The following is a 23,763-nucleotide window of genomic DNA, read 5'->3' on the forward strand; positions in this document are numbered from 1 at the left end:
ATTTCACATTCGCCCGTATCTTCAAACATTCAAAAGCGCGCTCGTGGCGCGCCTTTAGGTTGGGCAGGCAGATAACCCGATGGCATTCCTGTGTCAACCACATGAAGGCCTTTTATCCGGCAAAATCCTAGGTTTTCGCCGTCAGCACCGTCACATGGCCCATCTTGCGGCCAGGGCGGGACTCGGTCTTGCCGTAAAGATGGACGAGCGCGTCCTTGCGCCTCAGCCAGTCCGGAACGGTCAATATATCATCGCCGATGAGGTTCTGCATCACGCAATCCGAATGCCTGCCGGCATCGCCGAGCGGGAGCCCGCCGACGGCCCGGATATGCTGCTCGAACTGGGAAACCACGCAGGCGGCTTCCGTCCAATGGCCGGAATTATGGACGCGCGGCGCCATCTCGTTGGCGATCAGGCTGCCGTCGGCGAGCACGAAGAACTCGATACCGATGACGCCGACATAGCCGAGAGAGGTCAGGATTGCATCCGCGGCCTGGCGGGCAGCCTTTGCCGTGGCATCGGAAATCGAGGCCGGGATCGTCGAGGTGTGGAGAATGCCGTTTCTGTGGATATTCGCTGCCGGATCGAAGGCGACGACCGTGCCATCGGTGGCGCGGGCGGCGATGATCGATACTTCGCGCTCAAAGGCGACGAAGCTTTCCAGAATCAGCGGCACACCACCGAGCGCTGCAAAGGCGCCTTCGGCGCTGTCGGCTGTCGAACGGAACACTTTCTGGCCCTTGCCGTCGTAGCCGAGGCGCCGGGTCTTCAGGACCCCCTGGCCACCGAAGTCCTTCAGCGCTGCTTCGAGGTCTGCCTGACTGTTGATCGCGTGGAATTTGGCCGTCGGAATGCCGCACTCATTGATGAAGCGCTTTTCGACCATGCGGTCCTGGGCGGCTTCCAATGCCTTCGGCGGCGGATAGACTGGCACGCTTGCGGCCAGAGTCTCGGCGGCGGCGACGGGGACATTCTCGAATTCATAGGTGACGACGTCGCAAAGGCTGGCGAGCTCGGCAAGGGCTGCCGGATCGTCATATGCGGCGGTGATCTGGTGGTTCGCAACCTGGGCTGCCGGGGAATCGGCCTGCGGCTCCAGAATGACCGTCCGGAAATTCAGGCGGGCAGCGGCCATGGCCAGCATGCGGCCAAGCTGGCCGCCGCCGATGATGCCGATTGTCTTTGCGCTCATCTATCGTCCATAGGGTATTCGGCGATCGCATCGCTCTGGCGTGCGCGCCATTCATCGAGGCGATCGGCAATGTCTTCGTCGGAAAGGGCAAGAACGGCAGCGGCCAGCAGGGCGGCGTTGATCGCGCCGGCCTTGCCAATCGCCAACGTGCCGACCGGGATGCCGCCCGGCATCTGCACGATCGAAAGCAGGCTGTCCTGGCCGGACATCGTCTTGGATTGCACCGGTACACCGAAGACCGGAAGCGGGGTGAAGGCGGCCGTCATGCCCGGAAGATGGGCCGCACCGCCAGCGCCGGCGATGATGATCTTGAAACCTTCGTCGCGAGCGCCCTTGGCGAAGCTGACCATCCGGTCGGGCGTGCGGTGGGCGGAGATGATGCGCGCCTCGTAGGGGATCTCGAGCGCCTCGAGCGTGTCGGCAGCGTTCTTCATGGTTTCCCAGTCGGATTGGCTACCCATGATGATGGCAACGGGTGGTCTGTCTGTCATCGTCAACGGCACGTCCTCTTTAGGCGATGATATCCGGGATGATCTGATCCTCGAGCTTCGACAGCTTGTCCTTGATCACAAGCTTCTTCTTCTTCATGCGCTGAACGCGCAGAGCATCGCAGCCGGTGGCAATCATGGCATTGATCGCGGCATCATAATCTTCGTGTTCCTGACGCAGGCGAGCCGCGATGAGCCTGACTTCCGCCTGTTCCTGATCGGCCATTTACATTCCCCATTATCGTCTTCGGACGTTGTCCGGTCTGCCGATGATTTCCGCAAGCTCCTATCACCAAATAGCGGTAACGGGAAGTTAGTGTTGATCATGAATTTGCCATCGACACACCATGTTTTCGCCTTCGACAAGCCTTCAAAAATATGTCACAGTCGAAAGGTTGACGCCTAGAACTCCAGCGATGGATGGCTGGGGAAGGCAAGAGGAAGGAAGGGTCTAATGACTGTTCAAGCTCATCTTGAGTCACTACAGAAGAAGCATGTAGCTCTGGAGGAAGAGTTACATTCGCTGATGACAGCTCCCTCCAAAAGAGACGCAGACATTGCGGAGTGCAAGCGCAGGAAACTGCGTATCAAAGACGAGATCCAACGTCTGAAATCTTCCGTTCACTAATCGAATAATTGAGAGATCATTGCTCGGTCAATCGCGGTCCATAAGGACATAAACATAATCTTTCAAAAGGTTTAGCAAGACAGAGCCGATCCCAAGACATCATGCGCCAGTCCATTCAGTGCGGAGTTGGACTGGCGCATTTTTATGTAAGGCGGGCGCTAAGCCCAGAATTGATCCAGCCAGAGATTGAGCTTGTCGAAGCCGCGGTTGTTGACCGCGTAGATGCGGCGTGTGCCTTCGGATGTCACGGAAACGAGGTTGGAGTCCAAGAGCGCCTTGAGGTGCTGCGAGACCGCCGGACGGCTGATCGGCAGGCCTTCTGCGAGTTCGTTGACCGTCTTCGGCGCGCGCCTCAGCTCTTCCAGCAGGAACCGCCGGTTCGGATCTGATATCGCGGCGAAAGGGTCAGCGCTCGACATGCCGGAACGCTACGGCAAAGGGCGCATTCCGGCAAGAGAATTGTGCGGTGCAGCAAGCGCGACTGCGGTTTGCCATCTGCTGCCCTAGATATCTGCTCAGCTTCATTTTGAGGAGGATCACGATGGACCGCATCACCGGCGGCTGCCTTTGCGGCAGTGTCCGCTTTGTCGCAACGGGTGCCCCATACCGGGTCGGCATCTGCCACTGTCTCGATTGCCGCAAGCATCACGGCGCCTTGTTTCATGCCTCGGCGATCTATCCTGCCGATGCGGTCGAGGTTCAAGGCGAGACGGGGAGCTATGCCGGGCGGTTCTTCTGCCCGCGCTGCGGCTCGCCGGCCTTCGGCCGCAGCGGCGATGAGATCGAACTGAACCTCGGCTCGTTCGATGTGTCCGGCCAGTTCAAGCCGACTTACGAGCTCTGGACGATCCGCCGCGAGGCATGGCTGCCGAAATTCCCCTGGGTTCGCAGCTACGAGCGCGACCGCGACAATGCAAGCCGCTCGGAAGATTAATAGCCGAGACCCTCACGGATGATCAGGAAGGCAGCGATCAGCGCCATCGCATACATGAACGGATAGAAGATCTCCGGCTTCATGCGGCGCACACACCAGGCGCCGGCGATTGTTGCCAGGGGCGCGAAGGGCAGCAGCGTCATCGATGTGACGAGGTTCTTGGTATCGAGCTGGCCAAGGGCGAAATAGGGGATCAGCTTCACGGCGTTGAGGATTGCGAAGAAACGAACGCTGGTGCCGGTGAATTCGCGCGGCGGCAATTTCAGCGGCAAGGCGTAGATCTGGAAGGGCGCACCGCCGGCATGAGCAACGAAGCTGCCATATCCGGATAGCGTGGCCCAGGCACTGGCGAGGATCGGGCGCTGGCCGCGCGGCGGGACGACTTTGCCCGCGCCAGGGCCGAAATTGTTCCAGAAGTATCGCAGGCAAAAGAGCACCATAACGAGGCCGATAAGGATGCGCAGTGCGTCTGCAGGAACAAGCGCCGATGTTGCCCAGCCGAACGCGATACCCAGCAAGCCGCCAGGCAGCATGATTTTCAGCGTCGTCCAGTCGCCATGCTGGCGCCAGATGATCAGCGAAATGATGTCCATGAAAACGAGGATCGGAAGCAGAATGGCGGCGGCCTCCACCGGAGACACGACGAGTGCCAGAAAAGGGACGCCGATCAGCGAAAGGGCATCTCCCATGCCGCCCTTCGCAAACCCTACGAGCACTACCGCGGGCACCGCCGCGTAAAAGAATGACAGTTCCGGCAGCATGCTTTTCAAGTCCTCCCCTTGCCAGCCCCGTCTATCGGAATTACTCACACAAAACGAGTGCGGAGTTGCCGCCTGCTGGCGGAATCCGCGGAAAATGGAAAGACGTCATGACCACCGACCCGGAAAACCGCTGCCGCCTAGTTCTGATCGCCCCTGACATCGCCGATGCCGATGAGAGGACGAAGATCGTCGGCGACGCGCTGAAGGGCGGCGATGTCGCCTCGGTGATCGTTCCGCAATACGGTCTCGATGACGGCGCCTTTCAGAAACATGCCGAGAAACTTGTGCCGGTTATCCAGGATGCCGGCGCTGCAGCGCTGATATCGGGCGACAGCCGTACCGTCGGACGGGCGAGGGCTGACGGGCTGCATATGGCTGAGCCGGCTGCAGCACTGGCCGAGGCGATCGACAAATATGCCGACAAGCTGATCGTCGGCGGCGGCAACGCGACCGATAGACATACGGCGCTGGAGATCGGCGAGGCCCGCCCGGACTACATTTTCTTCGGCAAGCTCGACGGCGACATCAAGCCGGAGGCGCATCCGAAGAACGTCGCGCTCGGCGAATGGTGGGCATCGATGATCGAGATCCCGTGCATGGTGATGGGCGGAACGGATCCGGCCTCGGCGCTCGTCGTTGCCGAATCCGGCGCCGAATTCGTCGCCCTCCGTCTGGCGGTCTTTGCCGATCCGGCTCAGGCGCCTGCGATCGTTGCGCAGGTCAACGCACTTCTTGACGAAAAAGCGCCACGGTTTGAGGATTGAAGTCGCGCTTATGCCGATCCTTGCCGTTCAGATGCGCCGATTCTTCCTTGCTGCCGCCACGCTCGCCGTGGCGCTGCCTTATGCCGCTGTCGCGCAGACGATCGACAATGTGGTGACACGGCCAGTCGGCGGCGATGCCGAGCCGCTAAAGAAGGGCCGCCCGGCAGAGGGTGCGCAGCCCTCGTCCGGGCTCGGGGTGCTGGATCGCATGGGCGCGAAGCTGCCCGATCTTCCGCCCGAGAAGAATTATCACGGGCCTGTTGATGACGCCTACGGCGCCTATCAGCGCGGCTATTATCTGACGGCGATGCAGCTTGCGCTGCCGCGGGCGCAGCTTGGCGATCCCTCGGCACAGACGCTGGTTGCTGAGATGCAATATGCCGGGCTTGGCGTGCGCCGCGATCTGAAGAGTTCGGCCTTCTGGTACAGCAAGGCGGCCGAGGGCGGCGATGCGGCAGCGATGTTCAAATATGCGCTGATGCTGATGGCCGGTGAGATCGTGCAGCGCGACAAGGCGAAAGCCGACGACTACATGAAGAAGGCGGCTGATTCCGGCAATTCTTCGGCGCAATTCAACTGGGCGCAGATCCTGACATCCGATCATCCCGGACAGGAGGGGCTGAAGCTGGCGCTGCCTTACTATGAAAAGTCAGCCGAGCAGGGGATCGCCGACGCGCAATATGCCGTTGCCGAACTCTATTCGACCTTGCCTGATTTGCCGGAAGAAAAGCGCCGGCGGACGCGTGAATGGATGGCGCGTGCGGCACGTGCCGGTTTCGATACCGCCCAGGTCGATCTGGCTGTCTGGCTCGTGAATGGCCAGAACGGTCCGCGCGATTTCGTGCGCGGCTTCGAATGGATGCAGCTCGCCGCCAACCGCGGTAATGTCGTGGCGCAGAACAAGCTGGCGCATCTCTACATCTATGCGCTCGGCACTAAGCCCGATCCGATCGAGGCTGCCAAGTGGTATGTCCTATCGCGCCGGGCCGGACTGCCCGACCCGGAACTTGAGGACTTCTTTCTGGGGATCGAAGACGATCAGCAGAAGGCGGGGATCGACAGGGCGAACAAGTTCCGCCGGCTGCCGTAGTTCCTAGAACAGTGCATCGGCGAAGAGATCTTCGTCACCACCCGCGCTTGCGGGCGCTGCTGCCACCGGCGTGGGCGCGGCTTCGTCTTCCATTTGCGGGATGATGTGGCGGTGGACGTGCCGTTCCTGCACCATGGTGTAGAGCTTGAAGATCTTGCGATCGAGCGGCGCGACAGCCTCGGCGATGTCGTCGATGGAGGCGATTTCCTGACCGGCTGCATCTTCAAGAACCGTGGCGCAGCGGGCCAGCGTTTCGCCGAGATCGTGTTCGAAATCGAGCTTGCCGATCATCAGGGTGATCTTGCTTGCGACCTCGCGGCCGTGCTCGGCCAGCACCTTCAGTTCTTCTTCCATCATGTTGGCGGCAGAGCGGATGCTGCCGACGGCGGCCGTCAGGTTCTCGGCGAGGCCGCCGGAATTGCCGGTTGCGGGCGCCATGTTGCCGGCGGCCGCTTCCAGTGCCGGAAGGCCGTTGACGATGGAGTCGGCTGAATCGTCGAGCTTGCTTGCAAAGATGCGCAGCTCGGCGGTGACGACGTTGATCGACTTGCCCTCTTCGCCCAGACGGCTGCAGCGCAGGTTGGTGTTCAGCGCCATGTAATTGATATCGGTCTTGACCGAACGGATGTTGCCGATCGATTCCAATAGCTTAGCGGCAGTGCCCAGCGTCGATTGGCTGACCTGGTCCGCCTGCCGGGTGGCCGCATCGACCTGCTTGACGATCTCGTGGGCTGCTGAGACGCTCGATTCCAGAGCGCGCATGAAGTTGTTTTCGCCGCCGCCGCCCATCTGGTCGCGGAGCTTCATGATCTCGTGCGTATCGTGGCTGAAGCTCTTGATCGTCTGCACGACATTCTGCGAGTCGCGGTGGAAGTCCGTGCACATGTCCGCCATCTGTGCGGCGGTCAGGTGGTTGATGACGTTGCGCAAACGCTCGCGCTGGTCGGCGTCGAGCGATTTGCCGTCGCCATCTAGAAACTCGTCGAGCAGGGCAAAGCTGCTCTGCACATGCTCGATGCGCTGACGGGTGATGTCGCCGATCTGCAGTGCCGACAGCGTCGAGGCGACCTTGGACTGGACGCCGCGTGCGATGGCGCCGACGTCGCGTGCGATAGCGCCAAGATTTTGGCGGTGGCCGGCAATCTTCTGCGCATCCTGGCGGAGCGCCGAAGCCACGGCAGGAACGGTTTCAGAATAACTCTTCGACAGATTGACGCCAAAGCTCAGCGCCACTTTGACTTCCTTCTGCAGGCTGTCGAGATGGCCCGCGAAGCGGTTGACTTCCTCGGTACCGGAATAGATGCGTTCAAGGATTTCCTGGGCGAAGCCGGCGAATTCGGGAAGGCCGGCACCGGTGATCTTCACGGTCACCGCAAAGGTCCGCAGGTAGCGCATGGTCTCCTGCATTTCGGCAATGTGTTTGTGCAGATCACTGCCGGTCTGTGCAAGGACCGTCAGTGCGTTCTGGCGGGCCTGTTCGGTCACCGGCAGGGCCGTCAGGCTCTCGACGGTCGCGCGCAAATCAGCATCTGCATTGCTCGACTCATTGTTGTCGAGCGCCTTGGTGATGTTATCGAGGGAATTCAGCAAACGGTTGAGAACATCCATCACCGAAAGCAGCACCGTACCGCCTTCGAGGAAGCGCTCTTCGACCTGGCTGCGCGCCGTTTCCAGCGTCCGGCTTACATCCGTGCCCGCCGTCAAGATTGTCGGCTGTGCCGATACCGCCCCGTGTTTCACCCTGTTCCCTTTACTTATAACTTTTGGAAATCTGGTGCTATCTTTACGGGCAGGATGGAAATGAGGGGTAAACAGTTCCGACTCGCGTACGTTGTGATTAATGCTGCGTAAAGATTCCAGCGCCCCTTGTCCGCTTTAGCTCTAATATTAAAATAACAGACTGTTTTCATTTTGTTTTTTAAATAGCTGAAAAGCCATACTACAACTTATCTTAGGTAAGAATTCGGGAGTCCTGACTCGCTCCAATTGCAGATCGGTTACAACCAGAATTTACTCCCCGTTAAGCCTGTCGTGAGAGTCCTTTAAAGGAATACAAGTATTTCTCATGCCGCGAGGGCTGACTTGAACATGGATAATCAACTCCGTGATTCTGTATTATTTCCTGATGTTCTGAGCATCAGAAACGTATCCGATCTGCGCGCGAATATTATTTCGGCGCTCGATAGTAATGAGCGGATTGTATTTGAGATTCCGGCTGGTGCCGAAGCCGACCTGAGCTTCGTGCAGCTGGTTGAATCGGCGCGGCGGCAAGCAAAGGCGCTGGGCAAATCCCTGACACTCTCCTCGCCTGTTGGCGAACGTCTTCTCAAGGTTCTCGAACGGGCCGGCTTCGTCGAAGCCTTCACCGCCGAGGACGCGAAGTTCTGGTTGCATAAAGAGGTTACAGCATGAGCGCCAACATCCTGACAGTCGACGATTCCGCCAGCATCCGGCTGACGACCAAGGTCACGCTGACCAATGCAGGCTACGCCGTGACCGAGGCGGTCAACGGTGCGGAGGGTCTTGCCACCGCGCAGACTGCCCAGTTCGATCTGATCGTCACCGATCTGAACATGCCGGTTATGGATGGCCTGACGATGATCGAGGAGCTGCGCAAGCTGCCGAGCCAGGCCGGCGTTCCAATCATCTTCCTGACGACCGAGTCCGACGCCGATCTGAAGGCGCGCGCCAAGGCCGCCGGTGCCACCGGCTGGCTGACCAAGCCCTTCGATCCTGAGAACCTGGTGAAGATCGTCAAGAAGGTCTTAGGCAGATGAGCACGCTCGATCCGGTCGCAGTCTTCCGCATGGAAGCCGCCGAATGCCTGGAGGCAATCGAGGCGGGTCTTCTCGATCTCACCCATCAGCTCGACGACAAGGGCCTCGTCGATGCCGTTTTCCGCGGCCTCCATACCCTCAAGGGCTCGGGCGCGATGTTCGGCTTCGAGGCGCTTGCTGCCTTCACGCATCACTGCGAGACGGCTTTCGACCGGGTCCGCAAGGGCGAAGTGCCGGCGACCGCTGAACTGGTGGCCGCGGTTCTGGCAGCGCAGGACCACATGCGCGCTCTTGTCGATCAGCCGGACGCCGATCACGGTGATACCGGACAGAAGCTGCTTGCGCTGCTGCAGGCGGCCGTTGGCGGCTCTGCTGCTGCGAAAGAGGCGGCACCTGCCGTCGCTGCTCCGGCCGCCGCCGCACCGGCGCAGCAGAAGAAGCTCAACCATTGGCGCATCCGTTTCAGCCTGCCGTCGAATGCGATGGCCAACGGCACCAATCCGCTCGGCCTCCTAGACGAGCTGCGCGAACTCGGCGAGTGCACCGTCCGCGCCAATACCGCCGCTATCCCGCCGTTGAACGAGGTGGTCCCGAACGAGCTCTACGTTTCCTGGGAAGTGGTGCTGAAGAGTGAGCAGGATCGTTCGGCGATCGATGATGTCTTCATCTTCGTAATGGATGACATGGAGCTCGAAGTCGTCGATATCGTTGACGCCCCGGCACCTGCTGCCGAGCCCGTGAAGGCCGTCGAACCTGCACCTGCAGCCATTCCCGCAGCCGCGATCCCGGCTGCTGATCCGGCCTTCAAGCCGGTCGAAGCGGTGCCGGCCAAGCGCGAGGCGCCGGCTGTTGCTGCCGACAGCCGCCAGGCCAAGGCGCAGGAAAATGTCCGCGTTCCGGCCGAACGTCTCGACGAACTGATGGACCGCGTCGGCGAGCTTGTCATTGCCCAGTCGCGTCTCAGCCAGCTTGCCAGCTCCAGTGCCGATATCGCCCTTCGCTCCGTCTCGGAAGAAATCGAGCGGCTGTCGGGCGAATTGCGCGACACGATGATGGTGCTGCGCATGGTGCCGGTGGCAACGCTGTTTTCGCGCTTCCGCCGCCTCGTCCACGATCTGGCCCGCGAAACCGGTAAGGTGATCGAGCTGGTGACCGAAGGCGAGAGCACCGAGGTCGACAAGACCGTCATCGAGCGTCTTGCCGATCCGCTGGTGCATCTGGTCCGTAACTCCATCGACCATGGCCTGGAAACGCCTGCCGACCGTCTTGCTGCCGGCAAGAGCGAAACCGGCACGGTGACACTGTCTGCCCGCCAGTCCGGCGGCGAGGTGATCATCTCCATCAAGGACGACGGCCGCGGCATCAACCGCGAGCGGGTCCGTGCCAAGGCGGAGTCCTCCGGTCTGATTGCGCCTGGCCAGCCGCTGTCGGATTCCGAACTGCTGCAGCTGATCTTCGCGCCGGGCTTCTCGACGGCCGCGGCGATCACCAATCTTTCCGGCCGCGGCGTCGGCATGGATGTGGTCAAGAAGACGGTCGAGGCGCTGCGCGGCGCGATCGATATCGAAAGCAAGCCGGGCGAAGGCTCGGATGTGTCGCTTCGCATTCCGCTGACGCTGGCGATCATCGACGGGCTGCTCGTTCGTGTCGGCTCCGGCCGCTACGTCATTCCGCTGTCGGCGGTCGAGGAATGCCTTGAGCTTTCGCTCGAAGAAGACCTGCGTTCGCGCGGGCGGAGCTTCATCTCGCTGCGCGACAGCCTGGTGCCGTTCCTGCGGCTTCGCGATCTGTTCCGCACCGGCACCAAGCCTGACGTTCACCAGAAGGTGGTGGTCATCTCGACCGGCACTGAGCGTGTGGGCCTCGTTGTCGATCAGATCATCGGCGACCACCAGACGGTCATCAAGTCGATGTCGAAGCTGCATGACGACGTTGCGACCTTCTCGGGCGCAACCATTCTCGGCGACGGCAGCGTCGCCCTCATTCTCGACGTCGGCCATCTGGTGGCCGCCGGTCAGCAACAGGAATCTCAGATGAGGGTGGCAGGATGAGTGCGGTAGCCGAGAGAGTGGATCAGTTCTGGTCCTATGCCGACGAAGTCGAAGTTCTGACATTCGACATGAACGGTGAAACCTTCGCGCTCGAAGCCGTGATGGTCCAGGAAATTCTCGACCTTCTGCCTGAGACCGCCGTTCCCGGCGCTCAGTCTTTCGTGGCCAGCGTCATCAATTTTCGCGGCAAGGTCATCCCGCTTGCCGATCTGCGCCTCGCCTTCGGCATGGAAGCGACCGAAGCGACGATCGACAGCCGCATCATCGTTATTGAAATCGACCTGCACGGCGAGCAGACGCTCGTCGGCCTCAGGACCGACAAGGTGAATGAAGTCACCACGCTCGCAAAGACGGCGAGCGAACCACCGCCGAGTGTCGGCATGCGCTGGCGCGCCGACTACATCAACTGCCTCGTCAAACGGGGAGGGGAATTCATCATCATCCCCAACCTGCAGGCAATCTTTTCCTCCCGGCACGACAGCGCCGGCAACTCACACTGAAACGCCGTTGATATCAGCTAGGGGGCTGGACGATGCGACTGACAATTAAAGCAAAACTGGTGACTGCGTTCACCTTCATCATATTAATGCTCGTGGGTACCGCCGGTTACGGCGTCATGAGCCTGGGCGCACTGAACGACACGCTCGGCAATCTGCTTGCCGGTCCGGCGGCACGCCTCGATCTCGCGCAGCAGATCAATATCGCGCAGCTGGAAGCGATCCGTCAGCAGAAAAACCTGCTGACTTCCCGCACGCCGGACGATATCGCCTCTTCGATTCAGAAGGGCGATCAGGCCCGCAAGGACTTCTCTGACGCATTCAGCAGCGTCGTTGCGATCGCCAGCGAAGAAGGCAAGCCGCGCTGGGCACAGATTGCCGAATTCTCCAAGGCGTTCAACCAGGCCGACGACCAGATCCGTGACCTGATGAAGGCCGGAAACATGGATGCGGCCAACACCATTTCGGTCTCCACCGCGCGCGATGCCGCCAACAAAATCGATGCGGCGCTCGATGACATCCTGGTACTTGAAAAGCAGCGCATGAAGGATGCCGACGATAGCGCCGACCTGCAGTTTTCATCGACCCGTACGGTTATGATCTCTATTGCCGGCGTCGCTCTGCTGCTCGCTGCCGTTACTGCCTTCTGGATCGCCAACACCATCAGCAAGGGTCTGACCCGCGCCAACACTGTCGTTCGCGAAGTTGCCGAAGGCGACCTCACCAAGACGGCTGAAATCACCAACCGCGACGAAATCGGCGAACTGCTCGGCAACGTCAACGTGATGATCGAGCGTCTGCGCGGCGTCGTCGCCGATGCGCTGTCGGCTGCCGACAACGTTTCGTCGGGTAGCCAGGAACTGTCGGCTTCTTCCGAGCAGGTTTCGCAGGGTGCAACGGAGCAGGCTGCATCCGCCGAAGAAGCCTCTGCCTCGATGGAGCAGATGGCTGCCAACATCAAGCAGAACGCCGATAATGCTGCTCAGACGGAAAAGATCGCCCGCCAGTCTGCCAAGGACGCCGAAGCATCGGGCGAAGCCGTCACCCGCGCTGTCGAAGCGATGCGCACGATCGCCCAGAAGATTGGTATCGTTCAGGAAATCGCCCGCCAGACCGACCTGCTCGCCCTGAACGCCGCTGTCGAAGCAGCTCGTGCAGGCGAACACGGCAAGGGCTTTGCGGTCGTTGCTTCCGAAGTCCGCAAGCTTGCCGAACGCAGCCAGTCGGCTGCCGCCGAAATCAGCTCGATGTCGGGCGACACGGTCAAGGCTGCTGCCGACGCCGGCGAAATGCTCGGCCGCCTGGTGCCGGATATCCGCAAGACCGCCGAACTGGTCTCCGAGATCAGCGCCGCCTGCCGCGAACAGGATATCGGTGCCTCGCAGATCAACGAAGCGATCCAGCAGCTCGACAAGGTGACCCAGCAGAACGCGGGTGCATCGGAAGAAATGTCGGCAACGTCTGAAGAACTCGCTGCCCAGGCAGAAGAGCTGCAGGCCTCGATCGCCTTCTTCAAGGTCGATACGGCCGGCGCCACCCGCGCTGGTGTCAAGAAGGCTGCTCCGGTCAAGACCACCGCCAAGTTCGTCAAGGCCCCGGCTGCTGCCCGCAAGCCGACCAACGATCACTTCGCTCACGGTCAGTCGGTTTCGAGCCAGCAGGCTCGCGCCAAGGGCTTTGCGCTCGACATGTCGATGGGCGGCCCTGACGCGCATGACGACGACTTCCGCGAAAGCGCCTGAGCGCTGAAGCTTCGATGAGATTGCCGCGGGCCTGATGGGCCCGCGGCAGGGAAATGCCCGGCGTGATGGATGCGCCGGTTTCGACCGGCGATGTCTGCCTGCCGGTCGCCGAAGCCCGGGTGCGTCCTGATTGGCTGCCGGCTCAAGCGACGATGATCTGGAACAAGCGAATGGTCTCGTGATGCGTGCCGCTTACCGCGGCACGATCCAAGCGCCGCGGTGCCGCGGCGGAATAATCAGACAATCTCTAGTGAGGAATGCCCTATGACTGCCAGCCGCAAAAAAGGACTCTTCAGTTCCATCGGCACCAAGATTCTTGCGATCCAGATCTCGTCCAGCATTGCCATTGCCAGCGTCATCGGCGGTGGCGCCTATTACGGCATGAATGCAATGACTGAATCGATGAAGTCGATCTATGACGATCGCGTCGTCCCATTGCAGCAGCTGAAGCTTGTCTCTGACGCCTATGCCGTCAGCATCGTCGATACGACTCACAAGCTGCATGCTGACAAGCTCGACTGGCAGCAGGCCGCGACCAGCATCGAAGGCGCAAAGCGTACGATCTCCAACCAATGGTCGGCCTATCTCTCGACCGAGCTGACGCCGCAGGAAAGCCTGATCGCCGAAAAGGTGAAGAGCGACATGGCCAAGTCCGACACCAAGGTCGAGGAACTGCAGGATATCCTGAAGTCCCACGATGCCGCCAAGCTCGACAGCTTCGTGAAGAATGACCTCTACCCGGCAATCGACCCGACCACCGACGGGATCGGCAAGCTCACCGAGTACCAGCTGGAAGCTGCGAAGGAACTCAGAGAGCAGGGCATCGCGCTGTTCCATTCGCTGATCCAGCTCACCGTCATCAGCGGTCTGCTGATCACGCTGGCTGCGATCGGCGTCGTCATCTTCGTCACCAACGCCATCAAGCGCAACCTCGCCGCCGCTACCGAGCTGGCAAGCGCGGTTGCACTCGGCGATGTTGCCGCCACGGCCACCGTCAATTCCAATGACGAGGTCAAGGACCTGGTGGACGCGCTGAACACCATGACCGCCAATCTCCGCAACACGGCTGGTATCGCCGACCAGATCGCCAATGGCGACCTGACCGTCATGCCGAAGGCGTTGTCGGACAAAGATACGCTCGGCATTGCGCTGGAGCGGATGGTCGAGCGTCTGCGTGGTGTTGTCGCCGATGCGATCGCGGCCGCCGAGAATGTCTCGGCCGGAAGCCAGGAACTGTCCTCCAGCTCGGAGCAGGTCTCGCAGGGTGCTACCGAACAGGCTGCCTCGGCTGAAGAAGCCTCCGCGGCCATGGAGGAAATGGCGGCCAACATCAAGCAGAACGCTGACAATGCCGCGCAGACCGAGAAGATCGCCCGCCAGTCGGCAAAGGATGCCGAAATCAGCGGCGAAGCGGTGACCCGCGCTGTCGAAGCGATGCGCACGATCGCCCAGAAGATCGGCATCGTTCAGGAAATCGCCCGCCAGACCGACCTTCTCGCCCTGAACGCCGCTGTCGAAGCGGCCCGTGCAGGCGAACACGGCAAGGGCTTTGCGGTCGTTGCCTCCGAAGTCCGCAAGCTTGCCGAACGCAGCCAGTCGGCTGCCGCTGAAATCAGCGCCATGTCCGGTGACACGGTCAAGGCTGCCGCCGAGGCCGGCGACATGCTGGGACGTCTGGTTCCGGATATCCGCAAGACCGCAGAACTGGTTTCCGAAATCAGTGCTGCCTGCCGCGAGCAGGATGTCGGCGCCTCTCAGATCAACGAAGCGATCCAGCAGCTCGACAAGGTGACCCAGCAGAATGCCGGTGCATCCGAGCAGATGTCTGCAACCTCCGAAGAGCTTGCGACGCAGGCTGAAGAACTGCAGGCCTCGATCGCCTTCTTCCGCGTCGATATGGCGACCGGACGTCAGCAGAAGGTGCCGGCGGCTCGCATGTCGGTCAGCCGTATCCCGGCTCCGGCGGTTCGCAAGCCGTCCAAGGCTCCGGCTGCCAACAGCATTGCCAGCCAGCAGGCACGCGCAAAGGGCTTTGCCCTTGATATGTCAATGGGCGGTCCCGACGAGGGCGATGCCGAATTCAAGGAAAGCGCATAATCATGGCGACAGCGTCCCAGGAAGCTCAATTCGTGACTTTCAGCCTCGGCGATGAAATCTTCGCCGTCCCGGTGGAAGTGGTCAGGGAAATTCTAGACTACGCGGAAGCGTTCAAGATCCCGAACGGTCCGGACTACCTGCTCGGCCTTCGCGACGTGCGCGGCCAGGGCGTGCCGACCATCGATCTCCGGCTGAAGCTCGGCATGTCGAAGACGCAGCCGACCTCGCATACGCGGGTTCTCGTTCTCGACATCCCGATGGAGAGCCGGATGCTGACGCTGGGCCTGGTTGCCGACCGGGTCTTCGAGGTCACGCCTTTCCGGCGGGATCAGATCGAGGCGGCGCCCGATATCGGCGTCCGCTGGCGTTCGGATTACATCGCCGGTGTGGTCCGCCGCGACGATGGTTTCGTGGTGATCGTCGATCTCGCGCGGCTGCTGTCGCGCGAGGATGCCTCGGCATTGCAATCGGCGGCCTAGCGCTGCCGCCTTTGGAGTATTGCGTACATGAGTGTGGCAGCAGTGGAAGCCCAATTGCCGGGCGACCGGATCAGCAAGCGTAATTTCGATAAGCTTGCCCGGTTCATCTACGATTATAGTGGCATCAAGATGCCTCCGACGAAACTGACGATGCTCGAGGGCCGCCTGCGCCGCCGCCTTCGGGCCACCCATCACTCCAGTTTCGACGATTACTGCGACTTCCTCTTCGATCACGGCGGCCTCGAGCAGGAAACGGTTTACCTGATCGACGTGGTGACGACCAACAAGACCGACTTCTTCCGCGAGGCCAAGCATTTCGAATATATGCAGCTGACGGCGCTTCCGGCGCTTGTTGCAGGTGGTGCGCGCAAGATCCGCACCTGGAGTTCGGCCTGCTCGACCGGCGCCGAACCGTATACGATGGCGATGGTGCTGTCCGAATTCGTCGAGGAGCGGGCCGGGCTGTCCTACAGCGTGCTGGCCACCGACCTCAGCACCGATGTGCTGCAGACGGCGCGCCGCGGCATCTATCCGCAGGATCTGGTGCAGCCAGTACCTCACGATCTGCAGCGCAAATATGTGATGACTGCCAAGCAGCCGGGCCGCCGTGATGTGCGCATCGCACCGTCGCTGCGCAGCAAGGTCGGCTTTGCGCGCATGAACCTGATGGACGACAAATATCCGGTCGGCGAGCCGATGCAGATCATCTTCTGCCGCAATGTGCTGATCTATTTCGACAAGCCGACGCAGCAGGGTGTGCTGAGCAGGCTCTGCGACTGCCTAGCCGACGGCGGCTACATGTTCATCGGCCATTCGGAATCGATTACCGGATTCGACCTGCCGCTGAAGCAGGTTTCGAACACGGTGTTCCAGAAGACGTAAAGCAGGATTGAGATGGGAAAGAAGATTCGCGTCCTCGTCATCGACGATTCCGCCAGTGTTCGCCAGACGCTGGTCCGCATTCTCGAAGAAGACCCCGATATCGAAGTCATGGGCGTGGCGACCGACCCATTCATGGCCGCCCGCAAGATGCAGGAAGACGTCCCTGATGTCATCACGCTGGATGTGGAAATGCCGCGCATGGATGGCATAACCTTCCTGCGCAAGCTGATGTCGCAGCACCCGATCCCCGTTGTGATGTGCTCGTCGCTGACGGAGACCGGCTCGGAGACGTTGATCCAGGCGCTGGAAGCCGGCGCCGTCGATATCATTCTGAAATCGAAGATCGGCGCTGCCGACAGCCTGGCTGACGATGCGATCCGCATCCGCGAAGTGGTGAAGGGCGCTGCCCATGCCCGTCTGCCGTCGGTGCGGCGTGGTGTCGGCGTGGTGCGTTCGGCATCCGCTGATGGCCCTGCAAAGAAGCTCACGGCCGATGCGATGCTGCCGCCGCCGACCGGCCGCGCCATGGCGAAGACCACCGAGATGGTCGTCTGCGTTGGCGCATCGACAGGCGGAACCGAGGCGCTGCGCGAATTTCTGGAGGCGCTACCTGCCAACGCGCCCGGCATGGTGATCGTCCAGCACATGCCGGAGAAATTCACCGCCGCCTTCGCAAAACGCCTCAACGGTCTCTGCGAGGTCGAGGTCAAGGAAGCGGCGGATGGCGATGCGGTGCTGCGCGGCCATGTGCTGATCGCGCCCGGCGACCGGCATATGCTGCTCGAGCGCCAGGGCGCGCGCTATCATGTGTCGGTGAAGACCGGGCCGCTGGTTTCCCGCCACCGCCCGTCTGTCGATGTCCTGTTCCGCTCGGCGGCGCGGTCTGCCGGCTCGAACGCCATGGGCATCATCATGACGGGCATGGGCGACGACGGTGCGCGCGGCATGCTCGAGATGCATCAGGCCGGCGCCTATACAGTGGCGCAGGACGAGGCGAGCTGCGTGGTTTTCGGCATGCCGAAGGAAGCGATCGCCAAGGGCGGCGTCAGCCGCGTGCTGCCGCTCGACCAGATCGCCCGCGAAGTGCTGCTGACACAGCAGAAGTTTTAGAGAAACCGGCGGCCTTGGCCGCCGGTTTTCGTCTGGCGACGAGGGTGGGCATCGTCTCCCCTTGAAATTTCCCTGATTTTGTGGTCTTGAGGCCGCCAATCTTATAAAGCGCTGCCTTTTCCGGCGATCAGGGACACATCCCGCCCTGACAGCGACCCCGTACCAGTTCCAAGGAAATTGCCAACATGGCCCGTTCTGCTCTTCTCAATGTCATGGTTCAGGCTGCCATCAAGGCAGGCAAGTCGCTGGGGCGTGATTTCGGAGAAGTTCAGAACCTGCAAGTTTCCGTCAAGGGTCCGGGCGATTTCGTGTCCAATGCCGACCGCAAGGCCGAGAAGATCGTCAAGGAGGAGCTGCTGAAGGCGCGTCCTACCTATGGCTTCCTCGGCGAGGAAAGCGAAGAGATCAAGGGCACGGACGGCGCGCATCGCTGGATCGTCGATCCGCTCGACGGCACCACCAACTTCCTGCACGGCATTCCGATGTTTGCGGTCTCGATCGCGCTGGAGCGCAACGGCGAGATCGTCGCCGGCGTCGTCTTCAACCCGGCGACCGACGAACTCTACACCGCCGAGCGCGGCGGTGGCGCGTTCCTCAACGATCGCCGCCTGCGCGTCGGCGCCCGCCGCGTGCTGTCCGATGCCGTCATCGCCTGTGGCGTTCCGCATCTCGGCCGCGGCAATCACGGCAAGTTCCTCGTCGAGCTGCGCCATGTGATGGGCGAAGTTGCCGGTATCCGCCGCATGGGTGCAGCGTCTCTGGATCTCGCCTACGTGGCCGCCGGCCGCTTCGACGGATTCTGGGAAGACCGGCTTTCCCCGTGGGATATCGCTGCCGGTATCCTGCTGATCCGCGAAGCCGGTGGTTACGCAACCGACTGGAACGGCGGCGCTGACGTCGTCGAAGGCGGCGCGGTGGTAGCGGGCAACGAGTACATTCACAAGGCACTCACCGAAACCATCAAGCGCCCTATCCCTTCGAAGTAATTCCTCATCAAAACCGGCTGTTGTAAACACACGGTTTTCTGTCGCGGCATACTTCAATTCGGCACAATGTTGCTCTAGTCTCGCAGTGCAAGCAATGCGGAGGCTGCGAGACCATGGAAAACGTGAATGCGGCGGAGTTCGGCTCGACCGAAAAACCGAGCGGTACCTATACGCACAAACTCTCCAGCCCGATGTCCTTCCTGTGGACGATGGTCCTCTTTCTGGTGATCGTCGGCTTCATTGCTGCGATCCTTTTCAGGCAGACGCAAACCGCCTTCATGCATAATCCGGGCCTCAACGGCCTGATCCTCGGCGTGCTCGCTGTCGGCATCATTCTGGTGTTCAGCCATGTGCTGGCGCTCAGGCCCGAGGTGCGCTGGTTCAACTCGTTCCGCGCCGCCGGCAGCGCCGACAAGGTGAACCGCAATCCGAAGCTGCTCGCGCCGATGCGGGCGCTGATCGGCAGCCGCAAATCGACGGCGACACTGTCGACGACGGCGCTGCGTTCGATCCTGGATTCGATTGCGACCCGTCTCGATGAATCCCGCGATACGTCCCGCTATCTCATCGGCCTGCTGGTCTTCCTCGGTCTGCTCGGCACCTTCTGGGGCCTTATCGGCACCATCGGTTCGATCAGCAATGTTATTCAATCTCTCGACGCAGGCACCAATGGTTCCGGCGATGTGCTGGCGACACTGAAGGAAGGTCTTTCGACGCCGCTTTCAGGCATGGGCCAGGCCTTCTCGTCTTCGCTGCTCGGTCTTTCCGGCTCGCTGATCCTCGGCTTCCTTGATCTGCAGGCCGGCCGTGCGCAGAACCGCTTCTACATGGAGCTGGAAAACTGGCTGTCGTCGGTCACCGACGTTGGCTCGGACATGCCGGTTCCGATGATTGATGCCGCAGGCGGCTCTTCGGAAGATGTGCGTTCGCTCTCAGAATATCTGAAGAAGGTTTCAGAAGACGGCGGTGCCGGCAATCAGCGCTCCGTTGCCGCCATGGCGAGCCTCGCGGAGGGGATCCAGGGGCTGGTCAAGAACATGCGCAACGAGCAGCAGATGCTGCGCGACTGGATCGAGGCGCAGCAGGACGAGGCCAAGGCGATGCGCCGCACGCTCGACCGGCTAGCCGAGCGGATCGGCGCGCAGGAGCGTGGCTATCGCAGCAGTCAGACAGAGAAGAGCGAGGGCAAGTAAGCCATGGCTCTCGCCAGGAACCGCCGCCGCGAGCGCACGGTCGATTATTGGCCCGGATTCGTCGATGCGCTGTCGACGCTGCTGATTTCCATCATGTTCCTGCTGACGGTCTTCGTCGTCGGCCAGTTCATCCTCAGCCGCGAAATCAGCGGTCGCGACGAGGTGCTGACGCGCCTCAACAGCCAGATCAACGAGTTGACGCAGCTCTTGGCGCTCGAAAAGGGCAGCAAGCAGGATCTGGAAGATTCCGTCGCCAATCTGCAGGCTTCGCTTGCCGGTGCCGAGAGCGAGCGTTCGCGGCTGCAGGCGCTTCTCGATGCCGGCTCCGGCGGGCAGGACGTCGCGCAGCAGCGCATCGGCGGCCTGACGAAGGAACTCGACGAGCAGAAGCAGGTCAGCGAGCGGGCGATGAGCCAGGTCGAGCTGCTCAACCAGCAGATCGCCGCACTCCGCAGCCAGATTGCTGCCGTCGAAGTGGCGCTTCAGGCATCCGAACAGAAGGATCAGACCTCGCAGACAAAGATCGCCGATCTCGGGCGGCGGTTGAATGTGGCGCTGGCACAGCGCGTGCAGGAACTGAACCGCTACCGCTCCGATTTCTTCGGCCGTCTGCGCGAGATTCTCTCCGATCGCGAAAACATCCGCATTGTCGGCGACCGCTTCGTCTTCCAATCGGAAGTGCTGTTCCCGTCGGGCAGCTCGGATCTCAATCCGGACGGTACCGCCGAGATGGGCAAGCTTGCGGCAGCCCTTCTCGATCTCGCCAAGGAAATCCCGCCTGAGATCAACTGGGTGCTGCGTGTCGATGGACACACCGACAATGTGGCGCTGTCAGGCACGGGGCGCTACCGCGACAACTGGGAGCTCTCCTCGGCGCGCGCCATCTCGGTGGTCAAATATCTGATCTCGCAGGGTGTCCCTGCCGACCGGCTGGTGGCCGCAGGCTTCGGCGAATTCCAGCCGATCGCACCCGGCGATACGCCCGATGCACGGGCAACCAACCGTCGTATCGAGCTCAAGCTCACCGAGAAATAAGCTGGGGGCGGTATCTGGCCGCCCTGCCACCGCCCCAAATTTCAGAGAGTGAAATCCAGCAGTTGCGGCTGACGCCGCTGCTGAATAACGTTGGATTCGTGAATGCGGGGAGGCGTTCGGGATGGAATGTGATGTGCTCGTCATCGGTGCAGGCCTGGCGGGATTGGTGGCGGCTTCAGAGGCTGCCGATCGCGGACACAAGGTCTGCATCGTCGATCAGGAAGGCGAGCAGAGCCTGGGCGGGCAGGCCTTCTGGTCTCTCGGCGGGCTGTTTTTCGTCAACAGTCCCGAACAGCGCCGGCTGGGTATCCGCGACAGTATCGATCTGGCGCGACAGGACTGGTCTGGCTCAGCTGGCTTCGATCGCCCGGAAGACTACTGGCCGCGGCTCTGGGCCGAAGCCTATCTGGAATTTGCCGCCGGCGAAAAGCGATCCTGGCTGCATCAGCAGGGCATGCGCTGGTTTCCCGTCGTCGGCTGGGCCGAACGCGGCGGCGGCATGGCGCATGGCCATGGAAACTCGGTGCCGCGCTTTCATTTGACCTGGGGAACAGGGCCGGCCGTTCTCGAGCCTTTTATTCGCCGCGTCCGCGTAGCGGAAGGACAGGGCAAGATCACCTTCGCCTTTCGCCATCGGGTCGATGATCTGATCGTCGAGAACGGCACGGTCGTCGGCGCTTTCGGCACCGTTCTGGTGCCTGACAGTGCGCCGCGCGGCAAGGCGACGGCGCGGATGATTTCCGGCACGTTCCAGATCCGCGCCGGCGCCGTCATCGTCACCTCGGGCGGTATCGGCGGCAATCACGATCTCGTCCGGCGAAACTGGCCGCAGCAGCGGCTGGGGCCTCCACCGGCCGCGATGGTCGCCGGCGTGCCCGCCCATGTCGATGGGCGCATGCTGGAAATCGGCGAGCGGGCCGGCGCCCGCGTCATCAATGGCGACCGCATGTGGCATTATACCGAGGGCTTGAAGAACTGGGATCCGGTCTGGGCGAACCATGGTATCCGCATCCTTCCCGGTCCTTCCTCCTTCTGGTGCGATGCGCGCGGCAACCGGTTCGCCGCCCCTGCCATGCCGGGCTTCGATACGCTCGGGACGCTGAAGGCGATCAAGCAGACTGGCCACGACTACAGCTGGTTCATCCTGACCAAGGCGATCATAAAGAAGGAGTTTGCTCTCTCGGGCTCCGAGCAGAACCCGGATCTGACGGGCAAGGATATCAAGCTCCTGCTGCAGCGACTTGGCCGCGAACTGCCAGGGCCGGTGCAGTCGTTCATGGACAAGGGCGAGGATTTCATCGTTCGCAACACGCTGGAGCAGCTGGTCGACGGCATGAATGCGCTGACCGGCGAAAGGCTGCTCGACGTTTCGCATATCCGCCGGCAGATCGAAGCGCGCGACCGCGAGATCGGCAACAGCTTTTCCAAGGATGCGCAGGTGACGGCGATCCGCGGCGCACGGCGCTATATCGGCGACAAGCTGCTGAGGACGGCCCGGCCGCACCGGCTGCTCGATCCGGCCAAGGGACCATTGATTGCCGTGCGCCTGCATATCCTGACGCGAAAGTCGCTGGGTGGTCTGGAGACGGATCTTTCGGCGCGGGTGATGGGCGCAAATGGCGATGCCATACCCGGTCTCTATGCGGCCGGCGAAGTCGCCGGTTTCGGCGGCGGCGGCATGCATGGCTACAACGCGCTGGAGGGAACCTTCCTCGGCGGTTGCATTTTTTCCGGCCGGGTGGCCGGGCGGGCGGTGTGAAGGCGGCACCACATTCGGGATGCCGCCTCCCTTAAATTATGCCGTTGGCTTGGTCTGATCGTCGACCGTTGCGCCGGGCGCATTCTTCTTGATGGATTCGATGGCGCTCAGCGCGGATGCCTTTGCTTTGTAGCCTTCCGAGCCGAACATCTGCTCGCCGTTTGACGCCTTGAAGCGGAAACGGAATTCACCAGCCTTGTCTTTGTACACTTCGAACTTATACATCGATTGTCTCCCAAAATCAGGAAGTTGCCCCGGTAACAAAGAGCAATCTAGAGCAAAAGTTCAATCTATTCCATCTGGATATTTGCACCTTTAACGATCGGTTCCCATTTGGCCAGTTCGGCCTTCACATGGGCGCCAAGCTCTTCCGGCGTCGAGCCGACGATCGTGGCGCTGAAGTCCTTCATCCGCCCGGCTACGGCAGGATCCTTGAGGGCCTTGTTGGCTGAATCGTTGAGTTTTGCCACCACATCGGCCGGTGTATTGGCCGGGGCGAAGAGCGCGTTCCAGGTGTAGGTCTCGTAGCCGGGAACGCCGGATTCGGCGATCGTCGGAATATCCGGGAAGGATGTAGCCCGCTCGGCCGTTGTGACCGCGAGCGCGCGCAGCTTGCCGCTTTTGATGTGCGGGGAGGACGAAGGCAGGTTGTCGAACATGATCGAGACCTGGTTGCCGAGCAGGTCGGTCAGCGCCGGGCCTGCGCCCTTGTAGGGGATGTGCTGCATCTTCGTTCCGGCCATGGCGTTGAAAAGCTCGCCGGAGAGATGCAGCGGCGTGCCGTTGCCCGAGGATGCGTAGCTCCACTTGTCCGGCTCGGCCTTCAACAGCGCGATCAGCTCCTGAACGTTCTTGGCAGGCAGTTCCGGATTGACGACCAGCACGTTCGGCACCACGACAAGCAGCGAGACCGGCGCGAAATCCTTCTGCGGATCGTAGGGCGTCGATTTGAGGATCAGCGGGTTCAGCGCATGCGTGGCAACCGTGCCCATCAGGATGGTGTAGCCATCCGGCTCGGCGCGGGCGACATTATCGGCGCCGAGATTGCCGCCGGCACCGGCAACGTTCTGGACGGTCACCTCCTGGCCTAGATCCTCCGACATCTTCTCGGCGATGATACGGGCTACCACGTCGGTCGATCCGCCGGCGGCGAACGGCACCACCATGGTGATGGTGCGATCCGGAAATCCCTCGGCTTGCGCCGCACCCGCGCCAAGCGCGGTCAGCAATCCGATGCCGAGGGCGATGCTTGCCCGGCGGGTAGATGTAAAAGTCGCCATTCGATTCTCCTCCCAGAA

General features: G+C 61.5%; 25 protein-coding genes and 2 pseudogenes. 19 read left to right on the forward strand and 8 right to left on the reverse strand.

Translation table 11 applies throughout. The features are described 5' to 3' along the window. Window positions 1–127 precede the first annotated feature (127 nt). The 3 genes from AB4Z25_RS26600 to AB4Z25_RS26610 are packed head-to-tail and all read right to left on the reverse strand — an operon-like array spanning window position 128 to window position 1,906. Window positions 128–1,192, reverse strand: a complete 1,065-nt coding sequence (locus AB4Z25_RS26600; RefSeq protein WP_112538677.1) for a 5-(carboxyamino)imidazole ribonucleotide synthase — start codon at window positions 1,190–1,192, stop codon at window positions 128–130. After that, complete coding sequence (gene purE / locus AB4Z25_RS26605; protein ID WP_112538678.1) at window positions 1,189–1,683, reverse strand: 5-(carboxyamino)imidazole ribonucleotide mutase; 495 nt, start codon at window positions 1,681–1,683, stop codon at window positions 1,189–1,191. Before purE ends, AB4Z25_RS26600 begins: the two co-directional genes overlap by 4 nt. 19 nt (window positions 1,684–1,702) lie before the next feature. Continuing rightward, window positions 1,703–1,906 carry a YdcH family protein gene (locus AB4Z25_RS26610; protein ID WP_112385501.1) on the reverse strand — a complete coding sequence of 68 codons (204 nt, stop codon included), beginning with the start codon at window positions 1,904–1,906 and terminating at the stop codon, window positions 1,703–1,705. A 228-nt stretch (window positions 1,907–2,134) separates the two neighbouring features. Here AB4Z25_RS26610 and AB4Z25_RS26615 point away from each other — a divergent pair, with 228 nt between their 5' ends. After that, the gene (locus tag AB4Z25_RS26615) at window positions 2,135–2,308 is read left to right on the forward strand and encodes a YdcH family protein (protein ID WP_112385500.1); all 174 of its coding nucleotides are present in this window, start codon (window positions 2,135–2,137) and stop codon (window positions 2,306–2,308) included. A 158-nt stretch (window positions 2,309–2,466) separates the two neighbouring features. On the opposite strand, the gene AB4Z25_RS26620 is transcribed toward AB4Z25_RS26615, so the two are convergent. Then, a complete protein-coding gene (locus AB4Z25_RS26620; RefSeq protein ID WP_112385499.1) occupies window positions 2,467–2,727 on the reverse strand; it encodes a metalloregulator ArsR/SmtB family transcription factor in 261 nt (86 codons plus the stop codon). 122 nt (window positions 2,728–2,849) lie between these two features. Between AB4Z25_RS26620 and AB4Z25_RS26625 the strand changes: the two genes are divergently transcribed. Beyond that, window positions 2,850–3,242, forward strand: coding sequence for a GFA family protein (locus AB4Z25_RS26625; protein WP_112538679.1), 393 nt, complete (start codon window positions 2,850–2,852; stop codon window positions 3,240–3,242). Here the strand turns inward: AB4Z25_RS26625 and AB4Z25_RS26630 are convergent. Beyond that, complete coding sequence (locus AB4Z25_RS26630) at window positions 3,239–4,003, reverse strand: sulfite exporter TauE/SafE family protein (RefSeq protein ID WP_112538680.1); 765 nt, start codon at window positions 4,001–4,003, stop codon at window positions 3,239–3,241. The two genes, AB4Z25_RS26625 and AB4Z25_RS26630, sit on opposite strands and share 4 nt — an antisense overlap. 107 nt (window positions 4,004–4,110) lie before the next feature. Between AB4Z25_RS26630 and AB4Z25_RS26635 the strand changes: the two genes are divergently transcribed. After that, the gene (locus AB4Z25_RS26635) at window positions 4,111–4,767 is read left to right on the forward strand and encodes a thiamine phosphate synthase (RefSeq protein ID WP_112538681.1); all 657 of its coding nucleotides are present in this window, start codon (window positions 4,111–4,113) and stop codon (window positions 4,765–4,767) included. A 10-nt stretch (window positions 4,768–4,777) separates the two neighbouring features. Then, window positions 4,778–5,857, forward strand: a complete 1,080-nt coding sequence (locus AB4Z25_RS26640; RefSeq protein WP_112538682.1) for a tetratricopeptide repeat protein — start codon at window positions 4,778–4,780, stop codon at window positions 5,855–5,857. Between the two features lie 3 nt (window positions 5,858–5,860). Here AB4Z25_RS26640 and AB4Z25_RS26645 read toward each other — a convergent pair whose 3' ends face one another. Beyond that, window positions 5,861–7,597, reverse strand: coding sequence for a chemotaxis protein (locus tag AB4Z25_RS26645; protein WP_442210091.1), 1,737 nt, complete (start codon window positions 7,595–7,597; stop codon window positions 5,861–5,863). Window positions 7,598–7,939: 342 nt separating this feature from the next. Here AB4Z25_RS26645 and AB4Z25_RS26650 point away from each other — a divergent pair, with 342 nt between their 5' ends. The 15 genes and pseudogenes from AB4Z25_RS26650 (at window position 7,940) to AB4Z25_RS26720 (ending at window position 22,465) form a co-directional block, all read left to right on the forward strand. Further along, window positions 7,940–8,269 (forward strand): STAS domain-containing protein, encoded by a 330-nt coding sequence (locus AB4Z25_RS26650; RefSeq protein ID WP_442210093.1) that lies wholly within the window; start codon window positions 7,940–7,942, stop codon window positions 8,267–8,269. After that, complete coding sequence (locus AB4Z25_RS26655) at window positions 8,266–8,634, forward strand: response regulator (protein WP_112385492.1); 369 nt, start codon at window positions 8,266–8,268, stop codon at window positions 8,632–8,634. Before AB4Z25_RS26650 ends, AB4Z25_RS26655 begins: the two co-directional genes overlap by 4 nt. Then, the gene (locus tag AB4Z25_RS26660) at window positions 8,631–10,685 is read left to right on the forward strand and encodes a chemotaxis protein CheA (protein ID WP_112538684.1); all 2,055 of its coding nucleotides are present in this window, start codon (window positions 8,631–8,633) and stop codon (window positions 10,683–10,685) included. The genes AB4Z25_RS26655 and AB4Z25_RS26660 overlap by 4 nt, the downstream gene beginning before the upstream one ends. Further along, on the forward strand, window positions 10,682–11,185 hold the full coding sequence (locus AB4Z25_RS26665) for a chemotaxis protein CheW (RefSeq protein ID WP_112385490.1): 504 nt from the start codon (window positions 10,682–10,684) through the stop codon (window positions 11,183–11,185). Before AB4Z25_RS26660 ends, AB4Z25_RS26665 begins: the two co-directional genes overlap by 4 nt. Window positions 11,186–11,217: 32 nt before the next feature. Further along, entirely contained in the window at window positions 11,218–12,924 is a 1,707-nt protein-coding gene (locus AB4Z25_RS26670; RefSeq protein ID WP_112518049.1) for a methyl-accepting chemotaxis protein, read from the forward strand. Window positions 12,925–12,977: 53 nt separating this feature from the next. Next, window positions 12,978–13,106, forward strand: coding sequence for a hypothetical protein (locus AB4Z25_RS26675; RefSeq protein WP_310297247.1), 129 nt, complete (start codon window positions 12,978–12,980; stop codon window positions 13,104–13,106). Between the two features lie 82 nt (window positions 13,107–13,188). Beyond that, a pseudogene (locus AB4Z25_RS26680) lies at window positions 13,189–13,692 on the forward strand (MCP four helix bundle domain-containing protein); the annotation flags it as partial. 180 nt (window positions 13,693–13,872) lie between these two features. After that, window positions 13,873–15,021 (forward strand): annotated as a pseudogene (locus tag AB4Z25_RS26685) (methyl-accepting chemotaxis protein); the annotation flags it as partial. Window positions 15,022–15,023: 2 nt separating this feature from the next. Continuing rightward, a complete protein-coding gene (locus AB4Z25_RS26690; RefSeq protein WP_112385487.1) occupies window positions 15,024–15,500 on the forward strand; it encodes a chemotaxis protein CheW in 477 nt (158 codons plus the stop codon). Between the two features lie 27 nt (window positions 15,501–15,527). Further along, on the forward strand, window positions 15,528–16,382 hold the full coding sequence (locus AB4Z25_RS26695; RefSeq protein ID WP_112518046.1) for a CheR family methyltransferase: 855 nt from the start codon (window positions 15,528–15,530) through the stop codon (window positions 16,380–16,382). Window positions 16,383–16,394: 12 nt separating this feature from the next. Further along, on the forward strand, window positions 16,395–17,492 hold the full coding sequence (locus AB4Z25_RS26700) for a protein-glutamate methylesterase/protein-glutamine glutaminase (protein ID WP_112518045.1): 1,098 nt from the start codon (window positions 16,395–16,397) through the stop codon (window positions 17,490–17,492). Window positions 17,493–17,677: 185 nt separating this feature from the next. Further along, a complete protein-coding gene (locus AB4Z25_RS26705; protein WP_112385484.1) occupies window positions 17,678–18,478 on the forward strand; it encodes an inositol monophosphatase family protein in 801 nt (266 codons plus the stop codon). A gap of 113 nt (window positions 18,479–18,591) precedes the next feature. After that, on the forward strand, window positions 18,592–19,671 hold the full coding sequence (locus tag AB4Z25_RS26710) for a MotA/TolQ/ExbB proton channel family protein (protein ID WP_112385483.1): 1,080 nt from the start codon (window positions 18,592–18,594) through the stop codon (window positions 19,669–19,671). 3 nt (window positions 19,672–19,674) lie between these two features. Next, window positions 19,675–20,706, forward strand: coding sequence for a peptidoglycan -binding protein (locus AB4Z25_RS26715; RefSeq protein ID WP_112538686.1), 1,032 nt, complete (start codon window positions 19,675–19,677; stop codon window positions 20,704–20,706). Between the two features lie 121 nt (window positions 20,707–20,827). Then, window positions 20,828–22,465, forward strand: coding sequence for an FAD-binding dehydrogenase (locus AB4Z25_RS26720; RefSeq protein WP_112538687.1), 1,638 nt, complete (start codon window positions 20,828–20,830; stop codon window positions 22,463–22,465). Window positions 22,466–22,501: 36 nt separating this feature from the next. On the opposite strand, the gene AB4Z25_RS26725 is transcribed toward AB4Z25_RS26720, so the two are convergent. Both AB4Z25_RS26725 and AB4Z25_RS26730 read right to left on the reverse strand, forming a co-directional pair. Beyond that, window positions 22,502–22,690 (reverse strand): YegP family protein, encoded by a 189-nt coding sequence (locus AB4Z25_RS26725; RefSeq protein ID WP_112385480.1) that lies wholly within the window; start codon window positions 22,688–22,690, stop codon window positions 22,502–22,504. Between the two features lie 65 nt (window positions 22,691–22,755). After that, on the reverse strand, window positions 22,756–23,745 hold the full coding sequence (locus tag AB4Z25_RS26730; protein WP_112538688.1) for a tripartite tricarboxylate transporter substrate binding protein: 990 nt from the start codon (window positions 23,743–23,745) through the stop codon (window positions 22,756–22,758). Window positions 23,746–23,763: the final 18 nt, after the last annotated feature.

Origin of the sequence: Rhizobium sp. RAF36, from assembly GCF_052114105.1 — a bacterium.
In the GTDB taxonomy this organism is placed as follows: Bacteria; Pseudomonadota; Alphaproteobacteria; order Rhizobiales; family Rhizobiaceae; genus Rhizobium.

Excerpts from the sequence above, each read along its gene's own strand:
- AB4Z25_RS26600 (WP_112538677.1), bottom strand. The coding sequence starts at position 1,192 with ATGAGCGCAAAGACAATCGGCATCATCGGCGGCGGCCAGCTTGGCCGC.
- purE (WP_112538678.1), bottom strand. The coding sequence starts at position 1,683 with ATGACAGACAGACCACCCGTTGCCATCATCATGGGTAGCCAATCCGAC.
- AB4Z25_RS26610 (WP_112385501.1), bottom strand. The coding sequence starts at position 1,906 with ATGGCCGATCAGGAACAGGCGGAAGTCAGGCTCATCGCGGCTCGCCTG.
- AB4Z25_RS26615 (WP_112385500.1), top strand. The coding sequence starts at position 2,135 with ATGACTGTTCAAGCTCATCTTGAGTCACTACAGAAGAAGCATGTAGCT.
- AB4Z25_RS26620 (WP_112385499.1), bottom strand. The coding sequence starts at position 2,727 with ATGTCGAGCGCTGACCCTTTCGCCGCGATATCAGATCCGAACCGGCGG.
- AB4Z25_RS26625 (WP_112538679.1), top strand. The coding sequence starts at position 2,850 with ATGGACCGCATCACCGGCGGCTGCCTTTGCGGCAGTGTCCGCTTTGTC.
- AB4Z25_RS26630 (WP_112538680.1), bottom strand. The coding sequence starts at position 4,003 with ATGCTGCCGGAACTGTCATTCTTTTACGCGGCGGTGCCCGCGGTAGTG.
- AB4Z25_RS26635 (WP_112538681.1), top strand. The coding sequence starts at position 4,111 with ATGACCACCGACCCGGAAAACCGCTGCCGCCTAGTTCTGATCGCCCCT.
- AB4Z25_RS26640 (WP_112538682.1), top strand. The coding sequence starts at position 4,778 with ATGCCGATCCTTGCCGTTCAGATGCGCCGATTCTTCCTTGCTGCCGCC.
- AB4Z25_RS26655 (WP_112385492.1), top strand. The coding sequence starts at position 8,266 with ATGAGCGCCAACATCCTGACAGTCGACGATTCCGCCAGCATCCGGCTG.
- AB4Z25_RS26660 (WP_112538684.1), top strand. The coding sequence starts at position 8,631 with ATGAGCACGCTCGATCCGGTCGCAGTCTTCCGCATGGAAGCCGCCGAA.
- AB4Z25_RS26665 (WP_112385490.1), top strand. The coding sequence starts at position 10,682 with ATGAGTGCGGTAGCCGAGAGAGTGGATCAGTTCTGGTCCTATGCCGAC.
- AB4Z25_RS26670 (WP_112518049.1), top strand. The coding sequence starts at position 11,218 with ATGCGACTGACAATTAAAGCAAAACTGGTGACTGCGTTCACCTTCATC.
- AB4Z25_RS26675 (WP_310297247.1), top strand. The coding sequence starts at position 12,978 with ATGCCCGGCGTGATGGATGCGCCGGTTTCGACCGGCGATGTCTGCCTG.
- AB4Z25_RS26690 (WP_112385487.1), top strand. The coding sequence starts at position 15,024 with ATGGCGACAGCGTCCCAGGAAGCTCAATTCGTGACTTTCAGCCTCGGC.
- AB4Z25_RS26695 (WP_112518046.1), top strand. The coding sequence starts at position 15,528 with ATGAGTGTGGCAGCAGTGGAAGCCCAATTGCCGGGCGACCGGATCAGC.
- AB4Z25_RS26700 (WP_112518045.1), top strand. The coding sequence starts at position 16,395 with ATGGGAAAGAAGATTCGCGTCCTCGTCATCGACGATTCCGCCAGTGTT.
- AB4Z25_RS26705 (WP_112385484.1), top strand. The coding sequence starts at position 17,678 with ATGGCCCGTTCTGCTCTTCTCAATGTCATGGTTCAGGCTGCCATCAAG.
- AB4Z25_RS26710 (WP_112385483.1), top strand. The coding sequence starts at position 18,592 with ATGGAAAACGTGAATGCGGCGGAGTTCGGCTCGACCGAAAAACCGAGC.
- AB4Z25_RS26715 (WP_112538686.1), top strand. The coding sequence starts at position 19,675 with ATGGCTCTCGCCAGGAACCGCCGCCGCGAGCGCACGGTCGATTATTGG.
- AB4Z25_RS26720 (WP_112538687.1), top strand. The coding sequence starts at position 20,828 with ATGGAATGTGATGTGCTCGTCATCGGTGCAGGCCTGGCGGGATTGGTG.
- AB4Z25_RS26725 (WP_112385480.1), bottom strand. The coding sequence starts at position 22,690 with ATGTATAAGTTCGAAGTGTACAAAGACAAGGCTGGTGAATTCCGTTTC.
- AB4Z25_RS26730 (WP_112538688.1), bottom strand. The coding sequence starts at position 23,745 with ATGGCGACTTTTACATCTACCCGCCGGGCAAGCATCGCCCTCGGCATC.